Below are 16,937 nucleotides of genomic sequence, written 5' to 3'. Positions count from 1 at the left end.
GGAAGGAGACTCTGAGCCTCAGGCTTTCGCCGAGGCGACGGCTATGCCGGGCGGCAACGGCTCGTGCCGCAAGTACTCCCGGCGGAATCGACCGCTGCCCGCCGTCAGTCCCCGCAGCACGATCGCGTACCGCAGCAGTTCCTGCTCCGGCACTTCGGCGCTGATCTCCGTGCGCTCTCCGCCCACGGATGTCGTCCCGGTGACGCGCCCGCGGCGGGAGGACAGATCGCTCATGACCCCGCCCACGTGCTCGTCGGCCACAAGGACCGTCACGGCCGAAATCGGTTCGAGCAGTTGAATGCTGCCCGCCGCGGCGGCTTCCCGCAAGGCCAAAGCGCCAGCGGCCTGGAAAGCCGCGTCCGATGAATCGACGCTGTGGGTCTTGCCGCCCACCAGGATCACCCTGATGTCGACCACCGGGAAACCTGCCCGCACCCCCTTGCTCATCTGGGCCCGGACGCCTTTCTCGACCGATACAACATACGTGCCGGGGATGACCCCGCCAACAATCCTGTCCACGAATTCGAAGCCTCCCCCGCGTTCAAGGGGTTCCACTTCGATATCGCAGATCGCGTACTGTCCGTGGCCGCCGGATTGTTTGACATAGCGTCCGTGGCCCGCGGACTGGGCGGCAAAGGTCTCCCGGAGCGGGGTAATGACATCCACGGTCTGCAGCTTCACCCCCTGCTCGCGCAAACGGTCCAGGACTGCCTCCGAGTGGGCCTCGCCCATGCACCACAGGACCAGCTGGTGCGTCTCGGAGTTGCGCTCCACCCTCAGGGTCGGATCTCCCGCCGCGACCTTGGCCAGGCTCTTGGACAGCGCGTCTTCATCGCCGTGCGAGGCTGCTTCGATCGCCACAGGCATCAGCGGCTCGGGCATGTCCCAGGTTTCCACGAGCAGTGGAGCCTCGCGCGCGGAAACCGTGTCTCCCGTTTCGGCGCTCGCCACCTTCGCCAGCGCGCAAATGTCTCCGGCCACGGCGAACTGCACCGGCCGCAGGCTTGAGCCCAACGGGGAGTACAGGTGGGTGATCCGCTCGTCGCTGTCGTGGTCGGGGTGCCCGCGCTCAGCCAGGCCGTGTCCACCCACATGCACGGCAGAGTCCTCTCGCAGCGTCCCTGAGAAGATCCGGACAAGGCACACCCGTCCCAGGAACGGGTCAACAGTAGTCCGCACCACTTCGCCAAGGAGCGGACCGTCCGGATCGCATGCCAGGGGTTCCAAGGGTGTCCCGCCCAGGTCAGTCACCGTCGGGAGGCTTCGCTCGGTCGGAGGCGGAAAGGCGCGGGTCAGCACTTCCAAGAGTTCGGCCGTGCCGACTCCGGTCACGGAAGAGCTGGCCAGGACCGGAAAGAACGTCCCCCGGACGATCGCGGTCTCCAGATCTTCCACGAGGGTATCGATGGGGACGTCCTCGCCGCCGAGGTACCGGTCCATCAAGGTCTCGTCCTCGCTCTCGGAAATGATGCCCTCGATGAGTTCCCCCCGGACACCTTCCGCGCCGGCCAGTTCGGCCGCTGTCGCCGCCCGGACCGCGGGCCGTGGTTCCCCGGGGGTGTACTCCGACACCGAGCCCGAAAGCAGCCCGAGCACTCCGGAAACAGCGTCCGCGTTGCGGACCGGCAAATGAAGGGGAAGGACAGAATCGCCGAAGGCGGACCGGCATTCGGCCAGGACGGCATCGTAGTTCGCCCGGGGATGGTCAAGCCGGCTGATGACCACGGCCCTGGGCATGCCAACGCGCTCGCATTCACCCCACAGGGCGGTGGTTCCGGCGTCGACGCCGTCAACGGCCGACACTACGAACAGCGCCGCATCCGCGGCACGCAGCCCCGCGCGCAGCTCTCCCATGAAATCGGCGTAGCCCGGGGTGTCGAGAAGGTTCACTTTGATGTCGTCGAAGACCAAGGGCGCCGCGGACAGCCCGATGGATCGCTGCTGGTGGATGGCCGTCGCTTCCGAGTCGCTCACGGTGGTGCCATCCACGATCGAACCCATGCGGTTCACCACCCCGGCAGCGTAAAGGAGTGATTCGAGCAGCATCGTCTTTCCCGCGCCCGAGCGGCCAATCAGGACGACGTTGCGGATGTTTTCGGGCCGATCGGCTGGCGCCGAGGACGGGTCCGCCCGTCGAAGATCGGGGTTGGTCCGGTTCGACCCCTTCGTCGCACTGCCTGGGCCTTTCACCGACATGAGCACCTCCTGGAGTAGAAGCCGAATCCCCCGCGTCCTTTGCTAACCGATTCCACACCCTGGACTGGCGCACGGCAAGAGCAATCGACCCAGTCCGTGCCGAAACCGCAGCCTTAGGAGAGCATGCCCCACACCGTGCGAAGGGAAAACACCGCGCTTGCTGCGATGACAACGGCGAAAGCCACGAGCCACAGCAAGGACGGCACCCCCGTGGACCGCGCCAGGATGTAGGCATCCGACGACGCGAGCCGGTCGCGCCGACGGGTGTGGACCGAAGCCACCTTGAACCAATCCCGCACGGCGCCCACCTCGAGGGCTATGCCAAGTCCGAGTACCACATGGCTTACCGTCGAGGGAGTGGCGAACATGACAAGCAACTGGGCAATCGCGGCACTGAGGAGCGCCACGAAGATTCCAGTGAAGTTCCGCAGAAAGATCAGTGCGAGCAGCAACACCAGCGCGCCGACGGACATGGCTGCCCCGGACCGCCCTGCCGACACGGACCAGATGAGCGCCACGCCTACCACCGCGGGACTCGGATATCCCCAGAACCCGGACCAGGCTGCGCCGAATTTCCCGCGCCCGCTGCTCAGGAACTGTCCGGAGTGGTCCAGCCCGATCCGGAGCCCGTGGACGACCCGCCCCGTCATGAGGGCAGCGAACGCGTGGCCCAGTTCATGCACGAAGGTCACATAAAGGCCAAACCAACGCCAGGTGGCGCGCGGGATGCTCAGTACGACGGCAGCGGCCAGGATGCCCAGCACAACAGGGGTCGCAAGGTTCGGGACCTCTTGTGTGGTGAATCCCCGCAGCACGGCCTGCCACCAGTCGTTGGCAAGGTCAGCGGGACGCAATTCCATGTTCATCACCGTGGCATCCTAAAGAAAAAGCCTGTGAACGCCTCCCAGCCAGCTGGAACCACCGGCAAGCCGGGGTCACATCTTCCGCTTGGTCTTGGCCGTTGCTGGCGCTGTCCACGGGTCCTCGGGCCAGGGATGCTTCGGATAGCGCCCGCGCATCTCCGCACGGACCTGGGCGTACGGGCCGGACCAAAAAGAGGCCAGGTCATCTGTCACGGCCAGCGGTCGCCTGGCCGGAGAAAGAAGGTGGAACAGCACCGGCACCCGTCCGCCTACCAAGCGCGGCGTCGCAGCCCAGCCGAAGCACTCCTGCAACTTGACCGCCACGACCGGCCGGCCGCCGTCGTCGGCAACGTCCGGATAGTCGATCCGCACCCGGGAACCGCTCGGCACCTCAAGCCATTCCGGCGCCAGCTCACCGAGCCGGGCCGCCTCGGGCCACGGCAAAAGCCGCCGCAACGGCTCGGCCAGGTCGATCCCGTTCGTCGCAGCGCCTCCTGCGAGCGCTTCGAGCTCCGGTGCCAGCCACTTCTCCAGCCTGGCCAGCAAGGCGGGCTCGGAGACGTCCGGCCATGGATCGCCCAGTTCCCTGTGCAGCAAAGCCAGTCGCCGGCGCAAGGTATCGGCTGCCGTCGACCAGCCAATGGTCCCCAGGCCTTCTTTCGCCAAGGCGCGGGCTACGGCAGCGCGACCGTCGTCGATGGTGGGCCGTACGGGCGTCGACGACAGCAGAATCGCACCCAGCCGCCGTTCCCGCCTGGCGGTGACGCGGCCCCGCGTGAATTCGGCTTCCACCGTATCGCTCAGGAGGTGGCTGGCGGCAGCTTCCGCCGCATCCGCCGCCAAAGGTGCAGCGGAACGGATGACGGCGCCAGTGCCTGCCGCATCCCGGCCGTCCGCACGGGATACCTCGGCCACAGCGAGCCAATCGTGGCCGGCGAGCGGACTGCCCGCCGGCAGCCCGGCACGTGTTCCCGACGTCAGCAGGTAGCGTTCAGGGCCGGTGCCTGGAACGCTGCGCGCAACACGGTCGGGGAACGCAAGCGCGACCACGAACCCCAAGGCTTCGGCAGGACTCGCCAGTGAAGGCAGGCTCGGCGGTGCGGTCAGGGAAGGCCCGACGCCGGATCGCTCCTGGCGTGCGATCGCCTCCATGCGGCGGACATCCTCGGCCCAACGCCGGGCCGCGGGGTCCTTGCCTGCCCGGAGTGTGGCCAGCAGGCGCGTCAAGTCAGCTCCGGGAGCCCGTTGATCCCCTGCCACGAGGGCGACAGCCTCGGCAGCCGCCCGGTGCCCGACAGTGGCGGCACCATCCAGCAATGCGCGGGCCAGTCGTGGATCGGCGGGGATCCGGGCCAGGGTCTTCCCCACGTCCGTGGCAAGTCCGTCCGCGTCGATGGCGCCAAGTTCCCGCAGCACTTCAATGGCATCGTCCATCGCGCCTTGGGGCGGGGAGTCCGGAAGTGCGAGCCCCCGGCCACCCGGCGATCCCCAACACGCGAGGACGAGCGCCGCGCCCGTCAGGTCGGCGGCCGCAATTTCCGGTGTGGGGTGGGCCGGTGCGGCGCCGTATGCTTTGTGCTCGTAGCAGCGGACCACGCGCCCTGGCCCTTGGCGTGCCGCGCGTCCGGCGCGTTGTTCGGCGGAGGCACGGGAGCAGGAGACCGTGACCAAGCCGGACATGCCGCGGCCGGCGTCACGCCGCAGTTCACGGGACAGCCCCGCGTCGATGACCAGCCGCACTCCCGGAACGGTCAGGGAGGATTCGGCCAGGGCTGTCGAGACGATAATCCGGGGAGATCCGCCGGGCTCCCGGCCGGAGACCGCCCGGTCTTGTTCCGCCGGGCTTGCCTGGCCATGAAGCTCCAATACCTCCACGTCCCTGGCCCTCGCAGCCAGTCTGGCGCGCAGCCGGGACGCGACGTAGGAGACCTCCCACGCACCAGGAAGGAACACCAGGGCGTCGATGTCCGGATCAGCGGCGAGGGTGTCCGTGTACGACGACGCGGCAGTGTCCGCCACATGGTCCAGGAAGGCGCGGGTCACGCCGCGTCCGTCCAACCGTGGACCTGCCGCGGCCGCCCAGTCCACCGTCAAGGGATGCAGCGCGGACGGACAGTCGACGACGGGTGCCGGCCCGCCGCCGTCGTGCTTTCCGCTTGTGCCTTCTCCGGCGCCTCCAATCAGCGCGGCAAACCGTGGCGCGTCGAGGGTTGCGGACATCGCGACGAGCGTGAGGTCCTCCCGCAGCTCACGGACTTCGATGAGCATTCCGAGCAACAGGTCTGTCTCCAGGCCGCGCTCGTGGACCTCGTCCAGGATCACGGCACCGGCGGTCTCAAGCCCCCGGATCCGCGAGCAGGCGGCGCAGGAGGATTCCAGGAGTCACGAACTCGATCATGGTCCCGGGGCCCGCCTGGCTTTCGCCGCGGACCGTGTATCCGACCCGTTCGCCGAGCCGGCTGCCGTCGAGAGCGGCGAGGCGCCGTGCCGCTGAGCGCGCGGCGACCCGCCGTGGTTGGGTCACGATCACCCGGGGGCGCTGCCTTCCAGTCACCGCGCCGGCCGCGCCGTCGGCGAGCAGGATGTTGGCAAGCAAGGGCGGCACGAGCGTCGTCTTGCCGGTCCCCGGGGGCGCTTGCACGACGGCGGTTCCTGCCGTTCCCCTTGTATCGAGGGCTTTGGCGAGTTCCCCCAGCGATTCTCCGAAGACGAGTCCCTCGCCGATGGTGTCCAGGTCGAAAGGGCGGTATGCGAGCGCGGCATTCCGGGGAACGGGTGGGGATTTCACTCCTCCATTGTGCCTATAAGCGGATCAGCCGTTGAAAGGTGGACTGCTTGCCGAATCGGGAGGACTATTAAAGGGCAGTTGCTAGAAGGAGGTCTGTGATGTGCTACGGCTACAACAAGGATTTCCGGCGGGACACCAGGAAAGATGCCTCACAGGAACCCGAGGAACGCCCTGAGCCCAAGGTCGACGCGAAGGACTTCATGTTCTGGGCCTTCCCACGCCGCTACCGTGAGTTCAGGAACGATCCGGAGCCGGTTATCGACCGGACCCGCGAAAGGGTCTAAGCCACGAAATTGAGAGGAACGTCCCAGAGGGCGTTCCTTTCATTTGTGGCCCTACAACTCGGCGATTCCAAGGTATTTACTGGAGATACAACGTAAGCGGGTTCGCCTGCCTCGCTGCGGAAAGTGGGCTCCCTTTTCCCTCCACTGCCACCGAAGGATCTCCGCCATGAACGCATTAGCACTTAGCGACGAAGCCGGTGTGCGGCCATGACAGCGGACGCCATCACCTGGCTGATTGTCTTGATTGTCCTGCTGGTCATCTGGTTTGCGATGGCCGTCCACATTGTCACGCAGTATGAGCGCGGTGTCCTGTTGAGGCTTGGGAGGATCCAGGGCCTCCGGACCCCGGGCCTTGTGATCATCATCCCGTTCGTCGACCGCCTGAGGAAGGTCTCCCTGCGGATCGTCACCATGCCGATCCAGTCCCAGGGCATCATCACCCGGGACAACGTCAGCCTGGACATTTCCGCCGTCGCGTATTTCCGGGTGGTGGACGCCATCAAGTCCGTCCTGGCCATCGAAAACGTCTACGCCGCGATCGACCAGATCGCACAAACCACGCTGCGCAAGGTGGTGGGTCAGCACACCCTCGACGAAACGCTCGCAGAAACGGACGTCATCAATGCCAACATCCGCCAGATCCTGGACGGACTCACCTTGGAATGGGGCGTCGAAGTGACCCTCGTGGAACTCAAGGACATCCAACTGCCGGACAGCATGAAGCGCGCCATGGCCCGCCAGGCCGAGGCCGAGCGTGAAAAGCGCGCCAAGATCATCGCCGCCGAAGGCGAGTCCCTGGCCGCTGCCGCGCTGGGCATGGCCTCTGACACCATGATGGCCCATCCACTGGCCCTGCAGTTGCGCAACCTGCAGTCCATGGTGGAGATCGGCGTGGACAAGAACACCACGGTCGTCTTCCCGGCTCCCTTGATGAGCACCATCGGCGAACTCGGAGCATTCCTGGCCCGCGAAGCCGCCGCCGCGAAAGCCGCGCAACCACCAAGGACCATGACAGGACGGACGATGGCAGGGTGAGTGCGGCAGAATGAAACTGAACGGCGCCTATACTCGTTGAAGCCGTCGTAAAGCCCGCGAACCGGGCGCACCAAGCTACGGAAGGAGGAAGACCATGACCGACCCCTCACGGGGCCGCGCCACCGCCTTCCTCCTCCGCACGGGCCTGTTGGCAGGACTGCTCGCGATCATCGGCGGAATCGTCGGGATGCATGTCATGGCGGGTGGGCACAGCATGCACGCCACCCCGCTATGAGCCAGTCCGCCGTCGTGGGCCCCGCCACTGTCATCGGCCCGTCGCACATAGTTCAGCACGCGGATTCATCTCCGGCGCAGTCGTGTCCAAGCCCGGGCACGTGCACCACGATGTCGGCCCTGCACGCCGTCTGCGTCCCCGCTCCGGGCCATAACACCCTGACAGCACCCCTACCAGGTGTCCCGCCCTACGCCAATGCGGGCACGTCAGAGGCCGGTACCCTGGTCTCCGGATATTCGCATCGCCCGGGTAGTCCTTCCCCGGGCGATCTCTGCATCAGCCGCACGTAAAATCCACCGCCGCACCGGGCTGCCGGCCCGCTGCACAAGACTCCACCCTGACGCGCCACCCCACACAGTGGGCTTGCTGTGCGTGTCCCACGCAGCCGCGCTTCTGCAGGCTGATTGATTGAAGGACCCCAAAACCATGAGAAAAAACCTGACCCTCGCCACCTTTACCGTGGCCACAGCAATCGCGCTCGCCGGCTGCTCGGCCGGAACCGGCGGCAGCAGCATGCCGGGAATGGACCACGGAAGCGCCTCTTCGTCTGGTTCGGCCGCATCCCCGGCCGCGGCGATCGCGGGAGACCATAACGCGGCGGATGCCGAGTTTGCCCGGATGATGATCCCCCACCATGCCCAGGCCGTCCAGATGAGCGACGTCATACTCGCCAAGAACGGCATCCCTGCCCAAGTGACTGCGCTCGCCGGCAGGATCAAGGCAGCCCAAGGCCCGGAGATCGAGAAGATGACCGGCTGGCTCAAGGACTGGAACGAGCCCGCGGGGATGTCGGGCGGCCACACCATGAACGGAATGGTGGACAACGAGGACATGACGAAACTCGAGGCCGCCCAAGGCCGGGATGCAGCCAGGCTGTTCCTGACCCACATGATCGCCCACCACCAAGGGGCCGTGGCCATGGCGCAGAAGGAAGGCACCGACGGTAAGAACGCCGATGCCCTCAAACTCGGCAAGGACATCGTGACGGCGCAGGAGGCCGAGATCAAGGAAATGCAGGAGCTGTTGGGCGCGCTGTAGTCACAAGCACCCTCCAGACCACACCGCCGGCCCACCTGTTTTTTCCAGTGTGGGCCGGTGCCTGCGGCTTGGGTTACGGCGTCCCCGGGGCTAGGCCGTGACGCTGACGGAGGTTCCTTCCGCCGCGAACAGCGCCTCCGCCACATCTTCCCTGAGGTGGTAGTCCCTGGCTTCGATCGGATACAGGGAACCGCTGACCACGTAGTACCCGCGGCCCTCGCCCGGCCCGCCGGCCGCGGCATCAATAGCGGCGATCATCCCCGGTTCCAGGGGCTTTTCTTTGCCTGCCTCGCGCAATCGAGCGAGGTCTTGGGCTTCAAGGCGACTGATCAAACCCGGAATATCGCACATCTAAAACACCGTCCTGTTCGGTACATGGGAATGGTTGCGCCGTCGCCCCAGCCCTTGGTGCATGCCAAGAACAGTAAGGCCGGGCATGGCTCGTGGCAAGGGCCAATTGACGACGGGTCCACTGAATGGACTCCGCTTGCTGACGCTCCCGCCTTCATGCTGCGTTCTTGGTTCCGTTGCCTACTGTTCAGTAACGGTGTGCAACATCGAGTGAGTGACTTCACCATGCAAAGCCCATTCGGGCGACAATGTCTCCTTTTCCTCTACCCGGCGCGGCTTCCTGGCCGCCGCACTGACCGGCGCGGCTCTGACCCTGGCCCCGGTTTCGTTCGCGGCAGCCGCTACCGGAACCAGCAAGAGCAAGACGATCACCGGCCATCTGGATCCGGGAGCAGCGGACTTCGTCTATTTGCCGATCGAGGTCCCGGCCGGCGTCAACAAGATCAGCGTTTCGTACACCTACAGCAAGCCCCAGGTGGCCTCCGGACTTCTCACGAACGCCTGCGACATCGGAATCTTCGATGAGAAGGGTACCGACCTCGCCGGGAAGGGATTCCGCGGCTGGTCCGGTGGTTTCCGCACCGAATTCAGCATCAGCGCCGGCGACACGACGCCGGGTTACCTGCCGGGGCCGATTGGGAAGGGCACGTGGAACGTCGTTCTTGGCCCGTACCAGGTGGCCGAGCAGGGCCTTGACTACACGGTGAACGTCACGCTTGAGTACGGACCCGACGTCGCCCCTTTCAAGCCCCAGTATCCGCCGCAGCAGGTTGCCGGCCGCGGCGCAGGCTGGTACCGCGGGGACGCCCACCTGCACACCGTCTACTCGGACGGAAAGCGCACGCCCGAGGACGTCGCAGCCGGCGCCCGCGCCGCGCGCCTCGACTTCATGATCTCGACGGACCACAACACGCCGGCATCGCACGGCGGCTGGGGGCCGCTTGCCGGCAACGACCTGCTCATCCTCACGGGCGAGGAAGTCACCACGCGCAACGGCCACTACCTCGCGCTCGGCCTGGAGCCGGGCGAATGGATCGACTGGCGCTACCGTGCCCGCGACAAGGGGTTCGAGCAGGAAGCCCAGCGGATCCACGCCTCGGGCGGAATTGTTGTTCCGGCTCACCCGTACTGCCCGTATGTCGCCTGCCGCTGGAAGTTCGGCTATGACGACGCCGATGCGGTTGAGGTATGGACGGGCCCGTGGACCCTGGACGACGAGTCCTCCGTCAACACCTGGGATTCGATGCTCGCGCACTCCGTCCGTACCGGTGGCCGGTGGCTCCCGGCGATGGGCAACAGCGACGCCCACAGCGTCCCGCAGGTCATTGGCTTCCCGCACAACGTGGTCAACGCCGCAGCGTTGTCCCGCGAAGCCCTGCTGGACGGCATCCGCAATGGCCGGAACTGGATCGCCGAGTCGGCTGACGTCTCGGTGGACTTCCAGGTCACGTCCGGCGGCAAGAGCGCGACCGTGGGCGAGCGGCTCAACGTCGCGGCAGGTGCCCCCGTCACGGTGACGGCGAAAATCGCCGGCGTGCCGAACGGCGTCGTACGCTTCATCACGGATGAAGGACAGACCCAGCAGGTCACCCTTCCCGCGTCGGGCCAGGGAACGAGCACCTGGGTCACCACCCCGCAGCTCGCGGCTTACGTGCGCGTTGAGGTCCGGCATCCGAAGATCGACGGAACATCCGGCAGCGGCACGGAGATGGGAACAGTCACCCCGCTCGGTCCCATGGCAGCGCTGACGAACCCGATCTTCCTCGGCGCCAGCTAGTCCGCAACGGATCCCATTCCGTTGAGGGAGTCCCTGCCAGTACCCCTACCAGCAGGGACTCCCTCACGTCGGAATTCTCCTGTTGGATGGATAGTGCCAATCCTCCGTCCACCAACAGGAGAATAATGCTGACCGTCAATGCTTACGCAGCCCCGTCCGCAAGCGAAGCCCTCGCACCGACCACCATTGAGCGCCGCGACGTCGGCGCCCACGACGTGCTCATCGAGATCAAGTACGCGGGCATCTGCCATTCAGACATCCACACAGTCCGCGGCGACTGGGGACCGCAGTCCTACCCGCTCGCCCCCGGCCACGAAATCGCCGGAATCGTCACCGAAATCGGCTCCGACGTGACCCGCCACAAGGTCGGCGACCGCGTCGGCGTCGGCTGCATGGTCAACTCCTGCCGCGAATGCGAGAACTGCCGCAAGGGCGAGGAGCAATACTGCCTGAAAGGCATGACCGGGACCTACGGCGCCGTTGACCGCGACGGCACCATCACCCAAGGCGGCTACTCAACCCACGTCGTCGTGACCGAGGACTTCGTGGTGCGGATCCCCGAAGGGATAGCGCTCGACGCCGCCGCTCCCCTGCTGTGCGCAGGCATCACCACCTATTCGCCTCTCCGGCATTGGGGTGCCGGACCGGGCAAGAAGGTCGGCGTGGTCGGACTCGGCGGGCTGGGCCACATGGCCGTCAAGCTCGCGCACGCCATGGGCGCCGAGGTGACGGTGCTGTCCCAGTCGCTCAAGAAGATGGAAGACGGCCTGCGTTTGGGCGCGGACCAGTACTTCGCCACGAGCGAGCCGGCCACCTTCGAAAAGCTCGCGCGGACCTTCGACCTGATCATCAACACCGTCAGCGCCCCGATCGACATCAGCTCCTACCTTCAGTTGCTGGCGCTCGACGGCGCGCTGGTGAACGTGGGCGCACCGGCGGAACCGCTGCCGGTCAACGCCTTCGCACTCATCGGGGGCCGGCGTTCGTTCGCCGGATCGGCGATCGGGGGCATCCGGGAGACCCAGGAAATGCTCGAGTTCTGCGCCGAACACGGGCTGGGGGCCGAGATCGAAGTCATCCCGGCCGAGAAGATCAACGACGCTTACGAGCGGGTCCTCGCCTCCGATGTACGGTACCGCTTCGTCATTGATGCCTCCACGCTGGGCTAGGCGGGAAGGGCGGGCGTAATCTCTTGGCCGCGGGAGTCCGCAGCAACGATGATGTCCCCATGAAGGCAATGCGATGAACAAGAACCGGCTTGAGGCATTCAGCGACGGCGTCCTCGCGATCGTCATCACCATCATGGTGCTTGAGCTGCGGGTGCCCGCGGAACCGACATGGCATGCCTTGCTGAGCGTCTTTCCCACATTCCTCAGCTATTTGCTTAGTTTCGTCTACGTGGGGATCTACTGGAACAACCACCACCACATGATCCATCTGGCGGATCGGGTCAACGGCCGAATTCTCTGGGCGAACCTGCACTTGCTGTTCTGGATATCCCTCTTCCCGTTCAGCACACGTTGGATGGATGAGTCGGGCTTCGCCGAGGTCCCGGTGCTGGCTTACGGCTTCAACCTGCTTTGCGCCGCCGTTGCCTACTACGTCCTGCAGCAGTCGTTGATCCGGCGCCAGGGCCGGCAGGGTGCGCTGGCCCAGGCGATCGGCCGGGACTGGAAGGGGAAGACGTCGCCGCTCATCTATGTGGCCGGCCTTGGCCTCTGCTTCCTCCATCCTTTGCTCGCCGTCGCCGCGTACACCGTCGTGGCCATGATCTGGCTGGTTCCGGACCGGCGCGTTGAACACTTCGTCACCCGTGCACACGAGGATCGGTCCGGGTAGGGGCAAGCCCGGTTATCCAGCGCCCACAAGGGCGATGCCAAGGCGCGAGAGCTCCCCCATGGTGGGATCGTTCGCTGGCGCATCGGTAATAAGGCCGGCGACGCTGGCGAAAGGCAACACCGAGTAGCGCGAAACGGCCCCGATCTTCTCGGCGCTCGCGAGGACGTACGTATCTGCCGCACGGGCGGCGAGAGCACGCTTCATGGCGGCTTCGTCGGCGTCGGCGGTGGTGAGTCCGTGGACGGGGTGGATTCCGGTGACACCGAGGAAGAACAACTCGGCGGAAACGGCCTGGGTGGCCTCGACCGCCGCAGCCCCGCAGGTCACGGCAGAGTGTTTGAACAAGCGGCCCCCGAGGAGGAACACCTCGATGAGGGGATGCTCGACAAGCGCCGAGGCGATGGTCGGACTGTGGGTAATCACAGTGCAGTCGAGCTCCGCCGGCAGCGCGTGGACCACCGCGAGGGTGCTGGTGCCGCCGTCGAGGATCACGGCGGAACCCGGCTGGATCATCGAAGCGGCGCAGGCAGCAATGCGCCCCTTGCTCTCCGGCTCTACCGTAGCGCGGGTGGCATAGTCGGCGATCGCAGGAGAAGCCGGCAGCGCACCGCCGTATACACGCTGGCAGAGCCCGGCCGCGGCAAGCTCGCGCAGATCGCGGCGCACGCTGTCTTCGGACAGGCCGAGTTCACGGGCGATGTCTTTGGCGATCACCTTGCCATCGGCCGCAAGCCGCGAGAGGAGAAATTGGTGCCGTTCGGCAGCAAGCATGCGCGTTCCTTCCTGATGTTGCACGATCATGCACTATTCTAGCGGGATGACTCCGAGAATCGATGCCCCTCCCACGACGTTGCGTCCTGGAATTGATGTCCCCGACCACCGCGGCCGCACCGGCCTCGACCAGGCCGGCCGGGGCCTCGACCGCAATCCCGCCGTGGTGGTGCGCGACGTCGAAGTGACTTCCGACGGTTGGCACGTGCTGCGTCGCACCACCTTCGACTACCGCCGCAGGGACGGCCGATGGGTCACCGAGCAACGCGAAAGTTACGATCGAGGGAACGGCGCGACGATTCTGTTGTACGACGCCGGCCGGGGCACGGTTCTCCTCACCCGGCAGTTCCGCTTCCCGGCCTATGTCAACGATCATCCGGACGGCATGCTGATCGAGGCTGCCGCCGGATTGCTGGACGACGACGATCCCGAAACGGCCATCCGGCGCGAGGCAAGCGAGGAACTCGGCGTCGACGTCGGAACGCTGCGGCACGTCTTCGACGCATACATGAGCCCCGGATCTGTCACCGAACGGCTGCACTTCTACGTCGCGCCCTACACCCCGGCGGACCAGACAGGCCCCGGCGGCGGAGTAGCCGCGGAGGGCGAGGACATCGAAACCATCGAGATTGCCTTCGCCGACGCTCTCGCCATGATCAACGACGGCCGGATCGTGGACGGAAAGACGATCATGCTCCTCCAGTGGGCGGCCCTCAACCACCTCTGCCAAGTGCCATAAGCCACCCTCGGCCCCCCTCAGGCCGCGCTGCTCAGACCCGGCGTGAGCGCCGCTCAAGCAGGAGCGTGTCGCGCCATTGGCCGGCAAGGGGCCCTGTGCTCATGCATGCGATGCGTTCGCGACGGCCAACAATGGTGAATCCGTTGGCCTCGTGAAGGCGGATGCTGGCCTGGTTCTCGGGGAAAATGCTCGACTGGATGGTCCAGATGCCGTGCTCTTCGGTCGACGCAGCCAGCGTTTTCAACAGCAGGCCTCCAACACCCCGTCCGCGAGCAGAACCGGCGACATAGACGGAATGTTCGACGACACCGGCATATGCCGGGCGCGCAGACACAGGGGAAACAGCAGTCCACCCCACCACGAGGCCGGATGCAACAGCGACGAATCGGTGATCGGGAAGGCGGCCCGCGTTGAACTGCTCCCAGTCCGGGGCTGCCGCTTCAAAGGTTGCCTGCCCGGTCTCGATACCCTCCGTGAAAATCGCACGGACCGAGGGCCAATCCCCGGGATTCATGGGCCGGATCAGGACGGCTCCGGCTTCGCTGAACATTCACCCATTATGCACATGGATTGACGAGCCCTTGATTGAATCCCCCGACCTTGTTGCACTTGTCCCATGAGCAAAGAACAACTGATCATCATTGGATCCGGCCCCGCCGGTTACACCGCGGCAATCTATGCCGCCCGGGCGGGCCTGAGCCCCCTCGTCCTTGCTGGATCAGTCACCGCCGGCGGCGCGCTGATGAACACCACGGAGGTGGAAAACTTCCCCGGATTCCCCGCCGGAATCCAGGGACCCGAGCTCATGGATGGCCTGCAGGAACAAGCCGGGCGCTTCGGCGCGAAGATAGTGTTCGACGACGTCACTCAAGTCCAGCTGGCCGGGCACCTCAAGCGCGCGGTCACCGGCTCCGGCGACACCCACGAGGCACCGGCCGTAATCCTAGCGACCGGTTCCGCCTACAAAGAACTCGGCTTGCCCGAAGAGAAGAGGCTGAGCGGACACGGCGTTTCATGGTGCGCCACATGCGATGGCTTCTTCTTCCGCGAACAGGAAATCATCGTGGTGGGGGGCGGCGACTCCGCCATGGAAGAGGCGATGTTCCTGACCCGGTTCGCGAAGACCGTGACCGTCGTCGTCCGTAGGGAAGAGCTAAGGGCCTCCCGGATCATGGCCCAACGGGCCAAGGACAATCCGAAAATCCGCTTCGCATGGAACTCGGCGATCACGGCGATCCACGGCGACGCCAAGGTTACCGGGGTTACCCTGGCCGACACACGATCCGGTGAATCGCGTGAACATGCGGCTACGGGCATATTCGTGGCCATTGGACATGTCCCGCGAACGGACCTTGTCGCAGGACAGGTGGAACTCGACGCCGAGGGCTACATCAAGGTGGATTCCCCCACCACTGTTACCAACCTCTCCGGAGTCTTCGCTTGCGGCGACGCCGTGGACCATCGCTACCGCCAGGCCATTACGGCCGCCGGCACGGGTTGCGCCGCGGCCCTGGATGCCGAACGGTACCTCGCCGCACTCGATGACGCGGACAGCATCGCCACGGCATTGGTGGAAGAACCCACCCACGCCTGAGCCGCACCCAACTAACTAGCAGTAAGTGTCGTTTTGAGGGCTCAAAGCGACACTTACTGCTAGTTAGTTGGGCAAAGCGCGAGCTTATCAAGCTGCACCTAAAAGCTACTTTTCGGTATGCCTAACTTAACGGTATCCTCATCATGTCCGTATCCCCGCTGTTGAGGAAACCATGGCTGCCACGATTGTTGAGCGACCGGCGAGCAAACCCCGGTGGAAGTCCCGGCTGCTCCTGTTGGGGCCGGCTTTCGTGGCTGCGATCGCCTATGTCGATCCGGGCAACGTCGCGGCAAACCTCACCGCGGGAGCGAATTACGGCTACCTCCTCGTGTGGGTCCTGGTAGCGGCGAACATCATGGCGGTCCTGGTGCAGTACCAATCGGCGAAACTTGGTTTGGCCACCGGGCACAGCCTTCCTGAGCTCCTGGGCAAACGCTTGGGAACCCACCGTCGCAGACTGTTCTGGGTCCAGGCGGAGGTCGTGGCCGGGGCTACCGACATGGCCGAAGTCATCGGCGGAGCCGTGGCCCTCAACCTCCTCTTCGGACTGCCACTTCTCATGGGCGGCATCATCATCGGAGTGGCTTCCATGTTGCTCCTGGCGCTCCAGTCGTCACGGGGCCAGAAGTCCTTTGAATACGCCATCATGATGCTCTTGGCCGTCATCGCCGTTGGTTTCGTGTCGGGTCTCTTCGTCAATCCCCCGGAGACCGGTGGCGTATTGGCGGGTCTGGTGCCGCGATTCGAGGGCACGGACACTGTCCTTCTTGCCGCGAGCATGCTCGGCGCCACGGTCATGCCGCATGCGATCTACCTGCATTCAGCCCTGGCCCGCGACCGGCATGGTTTCTCGGAGGACCCCGCTGAACGGACGAGGCTCATCAAGATCACACGCGTGGACGTCGTGGGGGCTTTGGTGCTTGCCGGGGTCGTGAACATCGCCATGCTCCTTTTGGCCGCGTCCAGCCTGCGGGGAGTCGAAGGAACCGACACGATCGCCGGTGCCCATGCAGCTGTGACATCTGCCCTTGGTCCGATCATCGGCGTGGCTTTCGGTATCGGTTTGCTTGCCTCAGGCCTCGCTTCAACGTCCGTCGGATGCTACGCCGGAGCAACGGTCATGGGCGGGCTCCTTAAGATCCGAATACCCCTACTGCTCCGCCGGGTGGTTACGCTGGTCCCGGCGCTGGTCATTCTCGGCGCGGGCATCGAACCCACGCTGGCACTCGTGCTCAGCCAAGTCCTGCTGAGCTTCGGCATTCCTTTCGCCTTGATTCCGCTGATCCGGCTCACCGGCAAGCGCGAGGTCATGGGCATCCACACGGATTCCACGCCATTGAGGATTGCCGGGTGGACCAGCGCTGCACTGATCGTGGGACTCAACTGCGTCCTCATCGTCCTGACAGTCACGGGGAAGTCCTAGGCCC

General features: G+C 65.5%; 15 protein-coding genes and 1 pseudogene. 10 read left to right on the top strand and 6 right to left on the bottom strand.

Annotated elements, in window-relative coordinates:
- Nucleotides 1-18: 18 nt before the first annotated feature.
- The 3 genes and pseudogenes from AC1DJB_RS09060 to hrpB form a co-directional block, all read right to left on the bottom strand.
- Nucleotides 19-2,196, bottom strand: coding sequence for an elongation factor G-like protein EF-G2 (locus AC1DJB_RS09060; protein WP_441437860.1), 2,178 nt, complete (start codon nt 2,194-2,196; stop codon nt 19-21).
- Between the two features lie 113 nt (nt 2,197-2,309).
- Entirely contained in the window at nt 2,310-3,062 is a 753-nt protein-coding gene (locus tag AC1DJB_RS09055) for a M50 family metallopeptidase (RefSeq protein WP_476910174.1), read from the bottom strand.
- Between the two features lie 69 nt (nt 3,063-3,131).
- A pseudogene (gene hrpB, locus AC1DJB_RS09050) lies at nt 3,132-5,847 on the bottom strand (ATP-dependent helicase HrpB).
- A gap of 98 nt (nt 5,848-5,945) precedes the next feature.
- Between hrpB and AC1DJB_RS09045 the strand changes: the two are divergent.
- The 4 genes from AC1DJB_RS09045 to AC1DJB_RS09030 all read left to right on the top strand — a co-directional run bounded on the left by AC1DJB_RS09045 (nt 5,946) and on the right by AC1DJB_RS09030 (nt 8,439).
- Entirely contained in the window at nt 5,946-6,131 is a 186-nt protein-coding gene (locus AC1DJB_RS09045) for a hypothetical protein (protein WP_059389306.1), read from the top strand.
- A gap of 207 nt (nt 6,132-6,338) precedes the next feature.
- Entirely contained in the window at nt 6,339-7,166 is an 828-nt protein-coding gene (locus AC1DJB_RS09040; protein ID WP_059389307.1) for a slipin family protein, read from the top strand.
- A gap of 94 nt (nt 7,167-7,260) precedes the next feature.
- Nucleotides 7,261-7,401: a hypothetical protein gene (locus tag AC1DJB_RS09035; RefSeq protein ID WP_476910153.1), complete on the top strand. Its 141-nt coding sequence runs from the start codon at nt 7,261-7,263 to the stop codon at nt 7,399-7,401.
- Between the two features lie 426 nt (nt 7,402-7,827).
- Nucleotides 7,828-8,439 (top strand): DUF305 domain-containing protein, encoded by a 612-nt coding sequence (locus tag AC1DJB_RS09030; RefSeq protein WP_441437857.1) that lies wholly within the window; start codon nt 7,828-7,830, stop codon nt 8,437-8,439.
- A 90-nt stretch (nt 8,440-8,529) separates the two neighbouring features.
- Here the strand turns inward: AC1DJB_RS09030 and AC1DJB_RS09025 are convergent, their stop codons facing one another.
- Nucleotides 8,530-8,772 carry a hypothetical protein gene (locus tag AC1DJB_RS09025; RefSeq protein ID WP_306959553.1) on the bottom strand — a complete coding sequence of 81 codons (243 nt, stop codon included), beginning with the start codon at nt 8,770-8,772 and terminating at the stop codon, nt 8,530-8,532.
- Between the two features lie 232 nt (nt 8,773-9,004).
- Here AC1DJB_RS09025 and AC1DJB_RS09020 point away from each other — a divergent pair, with 232 nt between their 5' ends.
- From AC1DJB_RS09020 to AC1DJB_RS09010, 3 genes are all read left to right on the top strand, one after another.
- Nucleotides 9,005-10,567 (top strand): CehA/McbA family metallohydrolase, encoded by a 1,563-nt coding sequence (locus tag AC1DJB_RS09020; protein ID WP_476910152.1) that lies wholly within the window; start codon nt 9,005-9,007, stop codon nt 10,565-10,567.
- Nucleotides 10,568-10,692: 125 nt separating this feature from the next.
- A complete protein-coding gene (locus tag AC1DJB_RS09015) occupies nt 10,693-11,736 on the top strand; it encodes an NAD(P)-dependent alcohol dehydrogenase (RefSeq protein WP_476910151.1) in 1,044 nt (347 codons plus the stop codon).
- A 73-nt stretch (nt 11,737-11,809) separates the two neighbouring features.
- Entirely contained in the window at nt 11,810-12,406 is a 597-nt protein-coding gene (locus AC1DJB_RS09010) for a TMEM175 family protein (protein WP_332602098.1), read from the top strand.
- Nucleotides 12,407-12,418: 12 nt separating this feature from the next.
- Here AC1DJB_RS09010 and AC1DJB_RS09005 read toward each other — a convergent pair whose 3' ends face one another.
- Nucleotides 12,419-13,177, bottom strand: coding sequence for a DeoR/GlpR family DNA-binding transcription regulator (locus AC1DJB_RS09005; RefSeq protein ID WP_059389314.1), 759 nt, complete (start codon nt 13,175-13,177; stop codon nt 12,419-12,421).
- Between the two features lie 46 nt (nt 13,178-13,223).
- Here AC1DJB_RS09005 and AC1DJB_RS09000 point away from each other — a divergent pair, with 46 nt between their 5' ends.
- Entirely contained in the window at nt 13,224-13,916 is a 693-nt protein-coding gene (locus tag AC1DJB_RS09000) for an NUDIX domain-containing protein (RefSeq protein WP_476910150.1), read from the top strand.
- Nucleotides 13,917-13,947: 31 nt separating this feature from the next.
- On the opposite strand, the gene AC1DJB_RS08995 is transcribed toward AC1DJB_RS09000, so the two are convergent.
- Nucleotides 13,948-14,466, bottom strand: coding sequence for an N-acetyltransferase family protein (locus AC1DJB_RS08995; RefSeq protein ID WP_476910149.1), 519 nt, complete (start codon nt 14,464-14,466; stop codon nt 13,948-13,950).
- 66 nt (nt 14,467-14,532) lie between these two features.
- On the opposite strand from AC1DJB_RS08995, the gene trxB reads away from it, so the two are divergent.
- Complete coding sequence (trxB, locus tag AC1DJB_RS08990) at nt 14,533-15,510, top strand: thioredoxin-disulfide reductase (RefSeq protein ID WP_306959540.1); 978 nt, start codon at nt 14,533-14,535, stop codon at nt 15,508-15,510.
- Between the two features lie 172 nt (nt 15,511-15,682).
- Nucleotides 15,683-16,933 (top strand): Nramp family divalent metal transporter, encoded by a 1,251-nt coding sequence (locus AC1DJB_RS08985; protein WP_059389316.1) that lies wholly within the window; start codon nt 15,683-15,685, stop codon nt 16,931-16,933.
- The last annotated feature ends 4 nt before the right edge of the window (nt 16,934-16,937 follow it).

This window comes from Arthrobacter sp. 01T428, assembly GCF_056398685.1.
This window is presented reverse-complemented; position numbering and strand designations above follow the sequence as displayed.

Excerpts from the sequence above, each read along its gene's own strand:
- AC1DJB_RS09060 (WP_441437860.1), bottom strand. The coding sequence starts at position 2,196 with ATGTCGGTGAAAGGCCCAGGCAGTGCGACGAAGGGGTCGAACCGGACC.
- AC1DJB_RS09055 (WP_476910174.1), bottom strand. The coding sequence starts at position 3,062 with ATGAACATGGAATTGCGTCCCGCTGACCTTGCCAACGACTGGTGGCAG.
- AC1DJB_RS09045 (WP_059389306.1), top strand. The coding sequence starts at position 5,946 with ATGTGCTACGGCTACAACAAGGATTTCCGGCGGGACACCAGGAAAGAT.
- AC1DJB_RS09040 (WP_059389307.1), top strand. The coding sequence starts at position 6,339 with ATGACAGCGGACGCCATCACCTGGCTGATTGTCTTGATTGTCCTGCTG.
- AC1DJB_RS09035 (WP_476910153.1), top strand. The coding sequence starts at position 7,261 with ATGACCGACCCCTCACGGGGCCGCGCCACCGCCTTCCTCCTCCGCACG.
- AC1DJB_RS09030 (WP_441437857.1), top strand. The coding sequence starts at position 7,828 with ATGAGAAAAAACCTGACCCTCGCCACCTTTACCGTGGCCACAGCAATC.
- AC1DJB_RS09015 (WP_476910151.1), top strand. The coding sequence starts at position 10,693 with ATGCTGACCGTCAATGCTTACGCAGCCCCGTCCGCAAGCGAAGCCCTC.
- AC1DJB_RS09010 (WP_332602098.1), top strand. The coding sequence starts at position 11,810 with ATGAACAAGAACCGGCTTGAGGCATTCAGCGACGGCGTCCTCGCGATC.
- AC1DJB_RS09005 (WP_059389314.1), bottom strand. The coding sequence starts at position 13,177 with ATGCTTGCTGCCGAACGGCACCAATTTCTCCTCTCGCGGCTTGCGGCC.
- AC1DJB_RS09000 (WP_476910150.1), top strand. The coding sequence starts at position 13,224 with ATGACTCCGAGAATCGATGCCCCTCCCACGACGTTGCGTCCTGGAATT.
- AC1DJB_RS08995 (WP_476910149.1), bottom strand. The coding sequence starts at position 14,466 with ATGTTCAGCGAAGCCGGAGCCGTCCTGATCCGGCCCATGAATCCCGGG.
- trxB (WP_306959540.1), top strand. The coding sequence starts at position 14,533 with ATGAGCAAAGAACAACTGATCATCATTGGATCCGGCCCCGCCGGTTAC.
- AC1DJB_RS08985 (WP_059389316.1), top strand. The coding sequence starts at position 15,683 with ATGGCTGCCACGATTGTTGAGCGACCGGCGAGCAAACCCCGGTGGAAG.